This is a genomic window from Acinetobacter lwoffii (assembly GCF_024129355.1).
Taxonomy (GTDB): Bacteria; Pseudomonadota; Gammaproteobacteria; order Pseudomonadales; family Moraxellaceae; genus Acinetobacter; species Acinetobacter lwoffii_I.
Genome location: NZ_JAMXXP010000009.1, coordinates 49170 through 64439, shown reverse-complemented (window position 1 = coordinate 64439; position 15270 = coordinate 49170). Strand labels below are relative to the sequence as shown.

Below are 15270 nucleotides of genomic sequence, written 5' to 3'. Positions count from 1 at the left end.
TAGCAGCTTTTAGGTGGGAAAATGCCAGAACAGAATGAATCAGCCAGCTCCATGACCAATGTCTTGATTATTGATGATGAAAATCAGATTCGAAAATTCTTGGATATAGCACTCAGAGCGCAAGGCTATAAAACCCTTTTGGCTGAAAATGGCCAAAAGGGTTTGGAACTCCTAGCTTTGCAAGGCGCAGATTTAGTGATCCTCGATTTGGGTTTGCCAGATTTGGATGGTTATGAGGTTTTGTCTGAGCTTCGCACATGGTCGCACGTTCCAGTGATAGTGCTGTCTGTGCGGGCAAATGAAGAAGAAAAAGTGAAGCTTCTGGATGCTGGCGCAAATGATTATGTCACCAAGCCGTTTAGTGTTCAGGAGCTGGTGGCGCGCATTCGTGTACTGCTTAGGCAGCACCAGCATAGTACTGTTGATACTGTAATTTTTGATGATGGCGTATTAAAAATCGATTTTTCCAAACGGCAGGTTTTTTTAAATCAACAATTGCTCTCCTTAACACGCAAAGAATATCAGCTGCTGAATTTATTGGCGAAAAATAAAGGCCAATTGATTACTCAGCCGCAAATATTGAAAGAGCTGTGGGGGCCAACGCACCAAGAAGATACGCATTATTTACGGATTCTGGTGGCTAAATTAAGAGTGAAGTTAAATGATAATGCTGTGCAGCCTAAATATATTATTACTGAACCGGGAGTGGGTTTGCGATTTTTGAAGATTTATTAATATTAAATATGCCATTTATTTTACATGAGTAATTAGACCTCTTTCATAAATCATTTTTTGCTCAGTTCCAAGTTGTAGATTCCAGCGATTAAATTGAATCTCAAACTAAGCCTTTTACATCTATTTCGATAACGCTCAGCAAGGATTTTGAAGGTTTTCAGGTTGCCAAATACATGCTCAATTCCGATTCATCTTTTATTGATTTCTTGATTATAGATTTTCAATTCAGGATCCAATTTACAGTGTCTTTTGGCTTTTAATGGCAACAGGCTATTCGGATACAACACATAAATCCGCTGATAGCCTTTATCTGCCAGGATAAAAGCCCCAAAAGGAATCTGGTTTAAATTGCGTTTGAACAACTCGAAATCATGCACTGCCCCGCGACTGGCACATAAACTCAGAATTTGCTGAGTTTTGTAGTGAATCATGGCTTGTACTTTAAAGGTATGGGTCTTTTTTTTGCCGCTATAGCTTTTCTTCTGTTTTTTTAGGCCTTTGGATTGGAATTTCCGTGGCATCCACGATCACAACATTCCAGTCGATGCCTTCGCCCTCGGGTAAATCTTTGGGTAAATTAAACAGATTGGACCGAAGCAGGCAGTCTTCAACATGACGGACAATTCTTGAGGCTGTGGGCTCTGAAACCCCGTAACTCGTCGCAACGTGAAATAAGGTTCGGTATTCCCGCCAATAGCTCAGACAGAGCAGAACCTGATCCTCCAGGCTTAACTTGGGCGGTCTGTCTTTGGCAGAGACATGCTTCTGCAATTGCTCAACCATCAAATAGAAAGTTGACCATGAGATGCCTGTGTATCGCTTGAACTGAGGATCAGAAAGCTTGTTTGAATCGATGTATTTCATCCGCAGATTATGCACGAATGCCAAGAAATCCGGAGTGCAAATATTAACCAAAAAGAAGATCGTTTTTTGATTTATGAAAGAGATCTATTGTTATTTTTATGTTTTAACTTATTTTAAATTAGCTTTTTCGTGGTTTTAATAGTTTAAAAAATAATCATATTAGTTGGGTGCTTTTTTACGGTTTATTTACGTTACATTCGGTAGAACTTGTTTTATTTTGATCATTGTTAATATTTAACAGGACAAAATAATGAGTAATTTACTCATGGCTAGACATAATATAGCTGACGAAAAAGCGGTCCCTGAATCCATGCCATCTGCGCGTCAATGCTGCGATATTGAAGATATTCTATTTTCAGAAGAAATCGAAAACTATCTGCAGCGCTATCCCAATACCCGTCATGTTGAGATTTGCCTGCACGATCTGAATGGTCATGTCCGCGGCAAGCGCATAGATATTGTCGGTCTAAAAAATATTGCACAAGGCTGTTATTTCCCAATGTCTATTTATGCCATGAGTCTTGATGGAGAAGTGATTGAAGAATCGGGTTTAGGAAAATCGATCGGTGAGCCGGATTATTTATGTAAACCTATATTGGGAAGCCTGCAGCCCTGCGCTTTAAATCCAGAGTCCAAGGCACAGTTATTCCTAACCATGAAAGATGACAATCATCAAGATTGCGAAGTTGAACCGCGCAATATTTTAAAAAAAAGTTTAAAAGCGCTGCATGATCAAAACTTTTATCCTTGCATGGCCGTAGAATTGGAGTTTTATTTATTTGACAGCAATGAAAAATCTGGCTCCAATCAGATTTATTTAAATCAATGTTTTGATGTGAATGCGCAAGATAAATATCAAGACGTTCTGGATGAAATTGAACGGATTGCCCTTTTGCAGGGGATTCAGATTACAGGCTTAGTCTCGGAATCATCTTCCGGGCAATACGAAATTAATATTCAGCATAGCGGTGATATTTTGAAGCTATGCGATCAGATCATGATGCTAAAGCGCACCATTAAGCAAGTCGCTGTAGAACATGGGTTACATGCAAGCTTTTTGGCTAAGCCTGATCTGAATAAAGCGGGCAGCGGCATGCACTTTCACATGAGTTTGTTAAATCAAGACCAGCAGAATATTTTCAGCATGAAGCAGAATCCTTTACCGTCACGGCAATTATTAAAGGCGATCAGCGGGCTGATAGTCTTGCTGCCGCCGTCCATGGCGGTGCTTGCCCCGAATGTAAACTCATTCCGCCGGTTTAAAGCTGGAAACCATGTGCCCTTAGAAGCTAATTGGGGCATGAATAACCGCAATGTGGCCATTCGCATACCATGTTCGGACAATGAAAATCAACGCTTGGAATATCGTGTTGCAGGTGCGGATTGCAATCCTTATTTAACTGCAGCCCTGATTTTGATCGGCACACTGCATGGGTTGACACAGAATCTAGAAATTCCACAGCAAGCCACTCAGATAAAAAATAAACATCAGCCGCACTTTTTAAGTACGAATCAGCTGGATGCTTTAACATTTTTTCACCGGAATACTGTTTTGCAAAAATATCTCGGCAAAAGATTTATGGAATTATGGTGTGCAGTTAAACGTGCTGAGCATCAGTATATGTACAGCCAAATTACTTTGATCGAACAACATTGGGATATTTAACTGCTTAAAAATGTATAACACGATAAATAATGAAGATGATGCTAGAAATCAGAAGCTCAATGAAGAATTATATTTGAAGTATAGTTTACAGGAAATTGATTCTGACATTTTAGTAAAGAAATACCAGTATGCGTCAAAAAGTATGAAAAAAATAATTCATACTATTTTTAAAGAAAGAGGTTTTAATCGAAGTGAGATAGATCATATATTGAAATCACTCAAGTAAAATAATTATGCCAATAGTATTGCTGATACTATTGGCATTTAACTTTTAAAAAGATTTAGTCAGGGTGAATACTGCTTCAGTTTTTACCCCTTTTTTATTTTGACTTGTAAAGTCTTTGGTTTTTAAATTACTACCAACCGCTGCTAATTCTGCATTTATTCCCATTGGCTTATAGCGGTAAGTTGCACCAATTTTCCAATCAAAAAAATGGTCTTTTGCTTCAGAACCATAAATGTCCTGATTTGCTTTGGAATAACCTAAGCTAACATTTGTGCCAAAATTAGTTTGAGCAATCGGTGTAGCATATAAGACATTAAAATACCAATTTGAGATATCTTTACCTATACTGTCACTGGCAGCTTTGCCGCCATAGTTATAGGTATAGCTTATGCTTGGTGTAAAGCTATCGTTCTGATGCAGCAACGCATTAAAGATCATTTTGAAATAGTATTCATTATAATTTAAATCGCTGTTGCCGATGTAATTGTAGCGCAGCATGCCAAGATCAACTGCAGGATGGATTGAACCTAGCGCGATTGGCGCTGTATAGCCGATCTGGGGATCCAGTTCTAAATTTACTTCGTCATCAAAATCAACATTCGATGCAAATGCAGCAAGATAAAATCCTGAAGCATGGCTTAAAACAAAGTTTCCCTGCAAGGCCGGATCATTCTGGGTTTGCGTTTGGCCGCGCCAGCGGTAGTCGCTGGCCAATGATACATTACCTGAAAAGCTTAAAGCGGGAGAGCTTTCATCTCCAGTAGCAAAAGCATAACTTGAATAGAGCGGTATAAGGCTAAAAAGTAGATGGTATAATTTTTTCATAACACTTTAAATTAGTAGTCATTGAAGTAATGTATGTTATGGTTTAATTTATTGATATATAATAAAATTATCGTAAATTTTGCGTAAAATAAGTATAAAATTTAAGATGAATATTTTTTAAAGTCGCAGATTCAAATCCCAAGTGCAACACATTTGTAGTTAGTTGAAAAAGTTAGGTGTATTCATAGAATCATTAGACTTTACCGCAAGGAAGGGTTTCGCCAATGCCAAATTTGAGGTGCATGCAGAGGAAGGGTTAGAGGTGCTGGAGGAATACTATCCTGAACAAGAACAGAACCGGGCGGTGGAGCAACAAGCTTCGCATGAAGGGTTTGTGCAGGATATTCAGCAGGGGTTGCAGCAATCAGTCAGACCCGTCAACTAATCGATTAGTTGGAAAAGAGCAGCTTTCTAGGTTGCTCTTTTTTTTTACGACAGTATTAGTCGTGGGAGTTGTCAAAGTACTATTTTAGCTATAGTTATCCCGTTAAAATGACAAGACTTAATTAATCTCTATTTTTTTGTTAAGTGCATGACTTTTAATAGGTCGCAGATATGCTAACTTAGCAACATTGTTTAACATTAAGTATAAAACCAAAGCGGTTGATCTTGGATTGAGGAAATAAAATGCATTCATTGGAACAAAAGTTTCTAAATGACTTAGATGACAAGCTTTGGAAAGCCGCCGATAAATTACGCAGCAGTCTAGATGCAGCCAACTATAAGCATATTGTTCTAGGGTTGATTTTCTTAAAGTACGTTTCTGATGCCTTTGATGAACGACAGTCTGAGCTCAAGACTTTATTCGCTCATCATGATGACAACAATATCTACTACATGGCACGTGATCACTATGATAGCGATGAAGAATACCAACAGGCTATTGCTGACGAACTAGAAATACTGGATTACTACCAAGAAAAAAACGTGTTTTGGGTGCCAAAAGCAGGCCGCTGGTCAAATATCCGTGATGCAGCCGCTTTACCAATTGGCTCAATCATTTGGCAGGATGAACAAGGTGCAGACGTCAAACTGCGTTCGGTATCATGGCTGATTGACAATGCTTTAGATGAAATTGAAAAAGCCAATCCAAAGCTTAAAGGTATCCTGAATCGCATTGGTCAGTACCAGCTGGACAATGACAAGCTACTTGATCTGATCAATACCTTCTCTGACACCAGCTTTACTAAGCCTGAATATAATGGTGAAAAACTCAGTCTGCACAGTAAAGATATTCTCGGGCATGTTTACGAATACTTTTTGGGACAGTTTGCCTTGGCTGAAGGCAAGCAGGGTGGTCAGTACTATACGCCTAAAAGCATCGTCACCTTGATCGTTGAAATGTTGCAGCCTTATAAAGGTCGTGTGTATGACCCTGCAATGGGTTCAGGTGGATTCTTCGTATCCAGTGAAAAGTTCATTGAACAGCATGCTCAGGAAAAGCATTACAAAGCCTCCGAACAGAAAAAGCATATTTCTATTTATGGGCAGGAAAGCAACCCGACCACATGGAAATTGGCTGCTATGAACATGGCGATTCGTGGGATTGATTTTAATTTCGGTAAAAAGAATGCAGACAGCTTTTTAGAGGATCAGCATCCAGACTTGCGTGCTGACTTTGTTATGGCCAATCCGCCTTTTAATATCAAGGATTGGTGGCATGCTTCTCTAGAAAATGATGTGCGCTGGAAGTATGGTACACCGCCACAAGGTAATGCTAACTTTGCTTGGATGCAACACATGCTGCACCATTTGTCACCTACAGGCAGTATGGCATTGCTACTTGCCAATGGTTCGATGAGCTCAAATACCAATAATGAAGGTGAGATCCGTAAGAACCTGATTGAAGCCGATCTGGTGGAATGTATTGTCGCATTACCAGGACAACTGTTCACCAACACGCAAATTCCAGCCTGTATCTGGTTTCTAACCAAGGACAAAAAGAATGGCTTGTCTTTAGATAAAAAGAAAGCCAACCGTGAAGGCAAGACCCTGTTTATCGATGCCCGTAATTTGGGCTATATGAAAGATCGTGTGCTACGTGACTTTACCGATGCGGATATTGCTAAAATCACCAATGCTTTACATGCTTGGCAACAAGGTGAAAACTTTGAAGGCGAAGCGTATCAAGATGAGAAAGGTTTCTGCTTCTCTGCTGAGTTAAAAGATATTCAGAAGCATGACTACGTACTGACTCCGGGACGTTATGTGGGTGCAGTCGAGCAGGAAGATGATGGCGAGCCATTCGCTGAGAAAATGTTACGTTTGACTGCTCAGCTCAAAGAGCAATTTGCTGAAAGTGCGGTCTTGGAAAGTGAGATTAAAAAGAATCTAAAGGGCTTGGGCTATGAGTTCTGATCATCCTTTATTGCAAGAAATTCAGAAGGGTGAAAGTCAAACTCTTGAATTTAAAGAGCAGTTACCGAAAGGGCAACAGGTGGCAAAGACCCTGATTGCTTTTGCCAATACCAGTGGTGGTAAGCTGGTAGTTGGTGTAAGTGATGATCGCCAACTCGTAGGTATTCAAGATGATATTTTTGAGTTGCAAGATCAGATCACTTCGATGATCAATGAACTGTGTGCGCCCAATATTCTGCCGTATATCTATATCGAGAATATCCAAGGCATTGAGTTGCTGGTGATTGAAGTCAGTCGTGGTTCATTGTTGCCTTATTATCTCAAGCCGCAAGGCAAGGCACAGGGGACGTATATCCGTTTAGGTGCAAGCAATCGTTTGGCATCGCCTGAGTATATCCAGCAACTTGAATTGCAACGTCTGAACCAAACTTTTGATGAACAGCCGAATCCACAATACAGTTTAGATGACATCGATTTACAACCTTTACAACAAGCCTTTACTGGGGTAGGTAAAGAATTGTCTTTGCAGAAAATGCGTAATCTTAAATTGATCATTCAGCAGAATGGACAGGATTACCCAAGTCATGGGTTACTCATTTTGTTGGGGCTTTATGAGCAGGTTGAGATTAAATGTAGCCGCTTTAAAGGCACGACCATGACGGTGTTTTTGGATAAAAAAGAATACCGTGGAGACTTATTTAGTCAGTTAAAGCAAACAGAGCAATTCATCAAAAACCATCTGCATCTACGTGCTGAAATTTTAGGGTTACAACGTACAGAAAGTTATGAAATTCCAATCCCAGCCATTCGTGAAGCCTTGGTGAATGCAGTGTTGCATCGTGACTATAGCAATGCAGGGCGTGATATCAAGGTTGGCATTTATGATGACATTTTGAATATCGTATCGCCAGGTGGATTGCCAAATGGACTGACTGAAGAAGATTTGGCACAAGGTCGTTCAGAGATTCGTAACCGTGTCTTGGCTCGTGTGTTTAAAGAATTGGGTTATATCGAGCAGTGGGGCAGTGGGATTGCTCGTATTAAAGATCTATGTTTACAGGCAGGTAATGCCGAACCTCAATTGAAAGCACAAGGTGATTTTGTCGATTGGGAGTTTTATCGTCCTTCGACTGAGCAAGTAGGTGGCTCAATCGGTGGCTCAATCGGTGGCTCAATCCAAGAGAGTATGCTGACAGATCGGCAAAAAGAGATCTTGGTTTTAATTCAGCACAACCCGAAAGTTTCCTATCGCTATATGGCAGAGCAGCTCGATATTAATGAGTCAGCAGTAAAAAAGCATTTGAATCATTTAAAAGATACGGGTTGGCTTGAGCGTGTAGATGGAACGCGAGGCTATTGGGCGATTAAGAAAGAGTTTGGGGGTGAGGTGTGAATGCTAGTTGGAGTCATATGCTATTAGGTGATCTCATTGAGCTAAAACGTGGATATGATTTACCTAAAAAACAACGAGTAGCAGGACATGTTCCACTCATTTCTTCTGCTGGACTATCTGATTGTCATGACGAGGCAAAGGTTAAAGGGCCTGGTGTGATAACTGGGCGATATGGAACAATTGGAGAAGTTTTTTACATTAAGGATGATTTCTGGCCGCTTAACACGACGCTTTATGTAAAGGACTTTAAAGGGAATCATCCAAAGTTCATTTATTATTTTTTGAAAACTATTAATTACTTGCAATTCAGTGATAAAGCAGCAGTTCCTGGGGTTAATCGGAATCATTTGCATAAAGCATCTATTTTGGTGCCTCTAAATATTGACGAGCAAAAACAAATAGCAAAAATCCTTTCTGATCTAGATGACAAAATCCATCTCAACAACCAAATCAACCAAACTTTAGAATCTATTGCCCAAGCCCTCTTTAAAAGTTGGTTTGTCGACTTCGATCCTGTCCGTGCCAAAATTGCAGCAAAACAAGAAGGCAAAGATTCTGAACTTGCTGCGATGTGTATTATTAGCGGTAAAAGTGAAGACGAGATTCAGCAAATGCCTGAAGGTGACTTTGCAGAGTTACAAGCGACTGCCGCACTGTTTCCTGAAGAGTTCGTAGAAAGTGAGTTAGGGGAAGTGCCGAAGGGGTGGGAGGTTTCAACAGTTGGAGAACAAGTCCAAGCAGTTGGAGGAGGGACGCCTTCAACTAAAAACGCTGATTTTTGGGATAATGGAATTCATTATTGGACAACACCTAAAGACTTATCAAATTTAACAGATAAAATTCTGTTAAATACAGAAAGAAAACTAACTGATACTGGACTGAAAAAAATTAGCTCAGGATTATTACCAAAAAATACGGTGTTGATGTCATCCCGTGCACCAGTTGGTTATTTGGCTCTAGCTAAAATTGAAGTAGCTATTAACCAAGGCTATATAGCAATTTTGCCAAATACGAAATATTCGGCTGAATATTTAATTCAGTGGTGTGAAGCTAATATGGCTGAAATCAAAGGACGTGCATCAGGTACGACATTTCTGGAAATAAGTAAGAAAAACTTCAGAGAAATTAATTTTATTTGCTCAGATGAAAAAGTAGTTACTGTTTATACTAAAACAGCTAAAACGCTATATGATGAAATTTCATTAAAAGCAGAAGAAAATCAGAGTTTAATTAATTTAAGAGATACTTTATTGCCGAAGTTATTATCGGGTGAGTTGGAGGTTTTAACCTAATTAGTGAGGTTTAAAGATGATAAATAGTAGAATTGAAACCCTAGGATTTATACGTGTAATGATGGTGTTAAGTAGTTTTTCACCATTATTTATTCTATGGGCGTTAAGGGGAAATGAAAAAGTATCAGATTTATACCTGATACCTATTTGTGCTTTATTTGTTATTGTTCCTAATTTTTTTTTATGGCTTAGAATTTCATTAGCTAAAAAGAACAATGATAAACGGACACTTGAGGTTGGGACAGCAGATGACCATAAGGATCATATTCTGGTATACCTGTTTGCAACTTTGCTACCGTTCTACTCTGTCGGTATAGAGAGTATGCGAGATGTTTGGACAACTGTAGTAGCTTTGTTTTTTGTGTTTTTTTTATTTTTACATTTGAACTTACATTACATGAATATAATTTTTGCAATCGTGGGCTATCGAATTTTTACAATTTGTCCAATAGACGATAATAATTCTGTAAGTGGGAAAGTTCCTCAAGTATTGATAACAAAGAGAGCTATAGTTTCAAAAGGGGACTCGATAATAGCTTATCGGTTAAGTAATACAGTTTTTCTGGAGATATAATTGTGGCGCTGGATTTTGATTTAAATAATGTAACGTGTATTGAATTTGGTGTAGGCAGAGAAGTTGAACCTAATAATCAACAATGTTTTGAAGTAGTACCGATAGATATTACTGTACAAACTGCATTACTAGAAATGGTCTCTAATACTTTAGATATAATGCAGAATCATAGTCCAAATCTTAATATTTATCAGCCATCTGAAAAACATGCTGGGATTGAATATTTATATTTACCTTTATCCAATGAATTAGCTCAAACAATGAAAGGCTTGCATGAGGCAACAAATATAACAATAAATTCCAATGCTCTCGATAATACAACAGAGATATTTTGCTATTTTGCTAGATTCACTGATCAGTCAGGTAAAAAATTGACTGCTTTACGTAGAGCAATCCAGTTTAAGGGTGTTTTGAAAAATAAATTAGTTAGGATTTGTGATGATAGTTTGAAAATAGTAGAGGATAAAATATTTAAATTGGATACAGATTTTGATCTTCTAATTGATAATACTAATATTTACATGATCAGACCGAGTGCATTTGAGTTTGCTGGAAAGTTACAAGAAGCAATATTACAAGCTGTTCCAATGAATATTGCATCAATTGCAGCTGATCTTACATATGTTGATTTTACAAGTTTACAGGCATATGCGGAGCAGCGACCTCGTGCTGCTAGATATATTGCATCCATTAAGTCTCAGGCTGAAACCCAAAATATTAATCAAGGACGTTTAGAGCTATTGTGCAGACATACTGGCGTTTCTTTAGATATTCAAAATGGTAAAATATTCGTTAAAAGTGGATGTGAAATGGGTTTTCTAGAGGTATTAGATCGACGTCGCTATCGTTTAGAGTTAATTGATGGGCAAGCTGAAAATTTCAAAGCATCAAGCAGAAGTAAAATATAAAAATTGAGATTGAATCCATGAACGAAACACAACTCGAAAACCTATGCCTAGAATGGTTCTCTGAAAATGGCTGGGAAGTCGTTCATGGTGTTGATATTGCGCCTGACAGTAGCAATCCTTTACGCAAAGACTATAAACAAGTTTTGATTGAAGCAGACTTACAGACCGCTTTTGAACGCTTAAATCCACATTTGCCAGTGAGCTGTTTTGAACAAGTTTTACTGAAATTGAGCAAACCTGAAAGTCTGGACTTGATCACCAATAACCGTGCTTTTCATCGCATGTTACTGGAAGGTGTGCCTGTCACGTATAAGAAACAGGACGATTGGGTACATGACCATGCCTTCTTGCTGGACTTCAACCATGTGCAGCAAAACCGTTTTGTTGCGGTCAATCAATTTACGATTCTAGGCACTAAACAACCTCGACGCCCTGACATCATCTGTTTTATCAATGGTATTCCGTTTGCCGTGTTGGAGCTAAAAAGCCCAACCGATGAAAATGCAGATATCTGGGATGCCTTTAACCAGCTGCAAACTTACAAAGAAGAAATCTCCGATCTGTTTGTCTTTAATGAAGCTTTGGTAGTCAGTGATGGTGTAACAGCACGTGTCGGTTCACTCACAGCGAATCAGGAACGTTTTTTGCCGTGGCGTACGATCAAGAATGAAGATGATAAACCTGCCTTAGAGTGGGAGCTGGAAACGGTTGTTCGAGGTTTTTTTGATAGAGAGCTGTTTCTAGATTACATCCGATTCTTTGTGCTATTTGAAACTGATGGTGAAAAGACCATTAAGAAAATTGCAGGCTATCATCAGTTCCATGCGGTTAGGGAAGCGGTTCAAGCGACCATTACAGCAGCCCATCCAACTGGGGACAAAAAAGCAGGCGTTGTGTGGCATACCCAAGGCTCGGGTAAAAGTATCTCCATGTGTTGCTATGCAGGTAAACTTTTACAGCAGCCCGCTATGCACAACCCAACCTTGTTAATCGTGACTGACCGTAATGACTTGGATGGACAGCTCTTTGAAACCTTTAGCAATGCTCAAGAATTATTAAAGCAAACCCCAGTACAAGCCAATAACCGTGATGAGCTAAGACAGCTTTTGGCTGAGCGTGAGTCTGGTGGAATCATTTTTACTACAGTACAAAAGTTTGTATTATTAGATGGTGAGAGTGAGCATCCATTATTGAATGGACGCCATAATATTGTTGTGATGTCAGATGAAGCACATCGTAGCCAATATGGTTTGAAAGCAAAACTAAACAATGATGGCACATACAAGTTCGGCTATGCCAAGCACATGCGTGATGCTTTAAAGAATGCTGCTTTTATTGGCTTTACTGGAACTCCAATCTCAAGTGAAGATAAAGACACCCGAGCCGTCTTTGGCGACTATGTCTCCATCTATGATATTCAGGATGCCGTCGATGATGGTGCAACAGTCCCAATCTACTACGAATCACGCTTGGCAAAGTTAGATATTAATCAGGCTGAAATCGAAGAGCTATCTGATCAAGTTGATGAGGTTGTAGAAGATGAAGAAGATGTTGGTAACCGAGAAAAGACTAAAAGTGAGTGGAGCCGACTAGAAAAGCTGGTGGGTGCCACACCACGGCTGAAACAGATTGCTGCTGATTTAGTCGCACACTTTGAAGCCCGTACAGAAGCCACGGCGGGTAAAGGCATGATTGTGACCATGAGCCGCGAGATCTGTGTCCACCTTTACAATGAGATTATTGCCTTACGTCCAGATTGGCATGACCCTGATCCTGAAAAAGGCAAAATCAAAATTGTGATGACGGGTTCAGCTTCAGATAAACCATTATTACAGCCGCATATCTACAATAAGCAAACTAAAAAACGCCTTGAGAAACGCTTTAAGGACGTAAACGATCCTTTACAACTGGTGATTGTACGCGATATGTGGCTTACAGGTTTTGATGCACCGTGTACGCACACCATGTATATCGACAAACCGATGAAGGGGCACAACCTCATGCAGGCCATTGCACGTGTGAATCGTGTCTTTAAAGATAAGCAGGGTGGACTAGTTGTCGACTATATCGGCATTGCTAATGAATTGAAGCAAGCCTTAAAAACCTATACCGATGCGAAAGGTAAAGGTGAGCCGACTTTACGTGCAGAAGAAGCCTATGCAGTTCTTGCTGAAAAGATGGATGCCATACGAGGAATGTTTGCCAAAACCAATGAACAGGTAGGCATGGATTTAAGTGCTTACGAAACTCAGGCACACCGACTGATTATCCCCGCAGCTAACTATGTGCTGAGCTTGAAGGATGGTAAAAAGCGTTTTCTTGATTTAGTTCTGGCAATCAATAAAGCCTTCTCTTTATGCAGCACCTTGGATGAAGCGAAGAACCTGCACAAAGAAATTGCCTTGTACTCAGCCATTAAAGCGGTCATTAGCAAGCATACCTCTGTAGATCGTAAACTGTCGCAAGCTGAAAAGGACAGTACGCTAAAACAGATTCTGGATAATGCTGTCATTGCTGATGGTGTAACAGATGTCTTTGCAATGTGTGGTTTGGATAAACCCAATATTGGCTTGCTTTCAGATGAGTTCTTGGAAGATGTACGGCAGATGCCATACCGTAATTTGGCAGTTGAACTTCTGGAAAAGTTGTTGAATGACGGCATTAAAGCAAAGACTCGAAACAATGTGGTACAGGAAAAACGCTTCTCTGACCGTTTGCAGGAAACCTTGAGGAAATACAATAACCGAGCGATTGAAACTTCTCAGGTCATTGAGGAACTTATTCAAATGGCGAAAGAGTTTCAGGCCGAGATGCAGCGTGAAGCTGCACTTGGTTTGAATCCTGATGAAATCGCTTTCTACGATGCCTTGGCGAATAATGAAAGTGCTGTCAGAGAGCTTGGAGACGATACTCTGAAGCAGATCGCCCGCGAAATTACCGAGAAGCTTAGGAGGTCAACGACAGTGGATTGGCAGGTTCGGGATAGTGTGCGTGCTCAGCTGAAAATATTAGTACGTCGTACTTTGCAGCGTTGGAAGTATCCACCTGATAAAGCAGCTGAAGCGATTGAGTTAGTGATGAAGCAGGCTGAGCAGTTGTCGAATGCTTGGACGAGTGGATAAGTCAAATTCAATCAATATTAGACTTGTAAATGATCCAAAACTCCATACATATTTTTTAAATGAATTATAAGGATAAAATATTTTTTATCCTTATAATTCATTGTCTTTAGTGAGGAAATAATACTAAAATAGCAATTTGATTAAATGAAATATAACACTTTTTTGTAAAATCGAAATTTTAATGAAAATTAAAATATTAAATTAAGGGGTAGCACCAGAATGAAAGGTACATTATTAGATTTTAGTATTCAAACAAATGAAGGGATTATTACTGGTCAAGATAATAATCGATATAAGTTTACAGGTGCTGAGTGGAAAGAAAATGTTTCCCCAAGCCGCGGACAGCAAGTCGATTTTGAAGTCAGTGAGTCTGGTCAGGCTGTTGGTATTTATCTTGAGTATCCAGCTCAAGCTCTAGCAAAAAAACAAATTTCTGCATCAACAGGCACAGCTGTAGAATTAAAAGATGAAGCAAATTATAACCTTCTCGACTGGTCAATGAAATGTATGCGGAAGTATGTCGATTTTTCTGGGCGTGCAAGACGTAAAGAGTATTGGTATTTCTACCTATTCCAGATTATTGTCGGATTCGGTCTAGGGATAATTGCTGCCATACTTGACTTAAGTGATGATGGGTTGAATGGTATTATGGCTTTGATGTATTTAGTCTTTTTACTACCGAACTTATCTGTTCTTGCACGCCGACTGCATGACGTGAATCGTTCTGGATGGTGGATGCTTATTTCATTGACAATTATTGGACTTATTCCTCTATTTATTTGGTTGGTTTCAGAAACAAAGCAAGAATCAAACCAATGGGGACAACCTGCAAAATAATTGAGCTAAGGGCTTTCTGCTAGTTTGTGGGAAGCCTTATTTTCTGTTCAAATTATGCTGCATCAAGTGAATGCTATACAATAAATTATGATTATCACCTTGGCACGTAATTGAGATAAGCATTGCTTTTTAAGTATTCGTAGACTTTGAGGATGCTGTGTTTTAATCTCAAGCATATTTTATTAACTTTTTTAGCTTTGACTGCCTGTTAAATTATCAGAATAAATAATAATGACTGGATATTTTACACCAAATTTACGCCACTAAAATTCAAAAATACTATAAATAATTGTTTTTAAAGGGTAAAATTTATCATGATGTCCAATCCATCATCGGCGCAATACTGATTCGTGGTTGAAGTTTATTTTCAATGGTGGTTAGATCAGTCATTCAAAATCACGCCTTAACGAAATGGAAGAAAGAAGAAGCAATCCATGCAATCACTCAGCTATTGGTTTTTGGCTAAAACC

Annotated in this window: 13 protein-coding genes and 1 pseudogene; 11 read left to right on the top strand and 3 right to left on the bottom strand. The window is 39.2% G+C overall.

Annotation, left to right across the window (positions count from 1 at the left end; genetic code table 11):
• The first annotated feature begins 21 nt into the window (after window positions 1–21).
• Window positions 22–735, top strand: a complete 714-nt coding sequence (locus tag NI468_RS07000; protein ID WP_004692355.1) for a response regulator — start codon at window positions 22–24, stop codon at window positions 733–735.
• A gap of 188 nt (window positions 736–923) precedes the next feature.
• Here NI468_RS07000 and NI468_RS06995 read toward each other — a convergent pair whose 3' ends face one another.
• Both NI468_RS06995 and NI468_RS16270 read right to left on the bottom strand, forming a co-directional pair.
• Window positions 924–1256, bottom strand: coding sequence for a transposase (locus tag NI468_RS06995; RefSeq protein WP_004692353.1), 333 nt, complete (start codon window positions 1254–1256; stop codon window positions 924–926).
• Window positions 1204–1518, bottom strand: coding sequence for a transposase family protein (locus NI468_RS16270; protein ID WP_026057330.1), 315 nt, complete (start codon window positions 1516–1518; stop codon window positions 1204–1206). The genes NI468_RS06995 and NI468_RS16270 overlap by 53 nt, the downstream gene beginning before the upstream one ends.
• A 331-nt stretch (window positions 1519–1849) precedes the next feature.
• Between NI468_RS16270 and NI468_RS06990 the strand changes: the two genes are divergently transcribed.
• Window positions 1850–3265 (top strand): glutamine synthetase family protein, encoded by a 1416-nt coding sequence (locus NI468_RS06990; RefSeq protein WP_253100925.1) that lies wholly within the window; start codon window positions 1850–1852, stop codon window positions 3263–3265.
• Between the two features lie 10 nt (window positions 3266–3275).
• Window positions 3276–3491, top strand: coding sequence for a hypothetical protein (locus tag NI468_RS16335; RefSeq protein ID WP_004692350.1), 216 nt, complete (start codon window positions 3276–3278; stop codon window positions 3489–3491).
• A gap of 45 nt (window positions 3492–3536) precedes the next feature.
• On the opposite strand, the gene NI468_RS06985 is transcribed toward NI468_RS16335, so the two are convergent.
• A complete protein-coding gene (locus NI468_RS06985; protein ID WP_004692349.1) occupies window positions 3537–4316 on the bottom strand; it encodes a TorF family putative porin in 780 nt (259 codons plus the stop codon).
• A gap of 196 nt (window positions 4317–4512) precedes the next feature.
• Between NI468_RS06985 and NI468_RS06980 the strand changes: the two are divergent.
• The 8 genes and pseudogenes from NI468_RS06980 to NI468_RS06945 form a co-directional block, all read left to right on the top strand.
• A pseudogene (locus tag NI468_RS06980) lies at window positions 4513–4701 on the top strand (hypothetical protein); the annotation flags it as partial.
• Between the two features lie 242 nt (window positions 4702–4943).
• Window positions 4944–6674 carry a class I SAM-dependent DNA methyltransferase gene (locus tag NI468_RS06975; RefSeq protein ID WP_053579583.1) on the top strand — a complete coding sequence of 577 codons (1731 nt, stop codon included), beginning with the start codon at window positions 4944–4946 and terminating at the stop codon, window positions 6672–6674.
• Window positions 6664–8067, top strand: a complete 1404-nt coding sequence (locus tag NI468_RS06970) for an AlbA family DNA-binding domain-containing protein (RefSeq protein WP_062034925.1) — start codon at window positions 6664–6666, stop codon at window positions 8065–8067. The genes NI468_RS06975 and NI468_RS06970 overlap by 11 nt, the downstream gene beginning before the upstream one ends.
• A gap of 17 nt (window positions 8068–8084) precedes the next feature.
• Window positions 8085–9359 (top strand): restriction endonuclease subunit S, encoded by a 1275-nt coding sequence (locus NI468_RS06965; protein ID WP_062034924.1) that lies wholly within the window; start codon window positions 8085–8087, stop codon window positions 9357–9359.
• Between the two features lie 16 nt (window positions 9360–9375).
• Entirely contained in the window at window positions 9376–9933 is a 558-nt protein-coding gene (locus NI468_RS06960; RefSeq protein ID WP_253100923.1) for a hypothetical protein, read from the top strand.
• Between the two features lie 2 nt (window positions 9934–9935).
• The gene (locus NI468_RS06955) at window positions 9936–10841 is read left to right on the top strand and encodes a Kiwa anti-phage protein KwaB-like domain-containing protein (protein ID WP_062034921.1); all 906 of its coding nucleotides are present in this window, start codon (window positions 9936–9938) and stop codon (window positions 10839–10841) included.
• 17 nt (window positions 10842–10858) lie between these two features.
• Window positions 10859–13963, top strand: a complete 3105-nt coding sequence (locus NI468_RS06950) for a type I restriction endonuclease subunit R (protein ID WP_253100920.1) — start codon at window positions 10859–10861, stop codon at window positions 13961–13963.
• 219 nt (window positions 13964–14182) lie between these two features.
• On the top strand, window positions 14183–14800 hold the full coding sequence (locus tag NI468_RS06945) for a DUF805 domain-containing protein (protein WP_004281638.1): 618 nt from the start codon (window positions 14183–14185) through the stop codon (window positions 14798–14800).
• The last annotated feature ends 470 nt before the right edge of the window (window positions 14801–15270 follow it).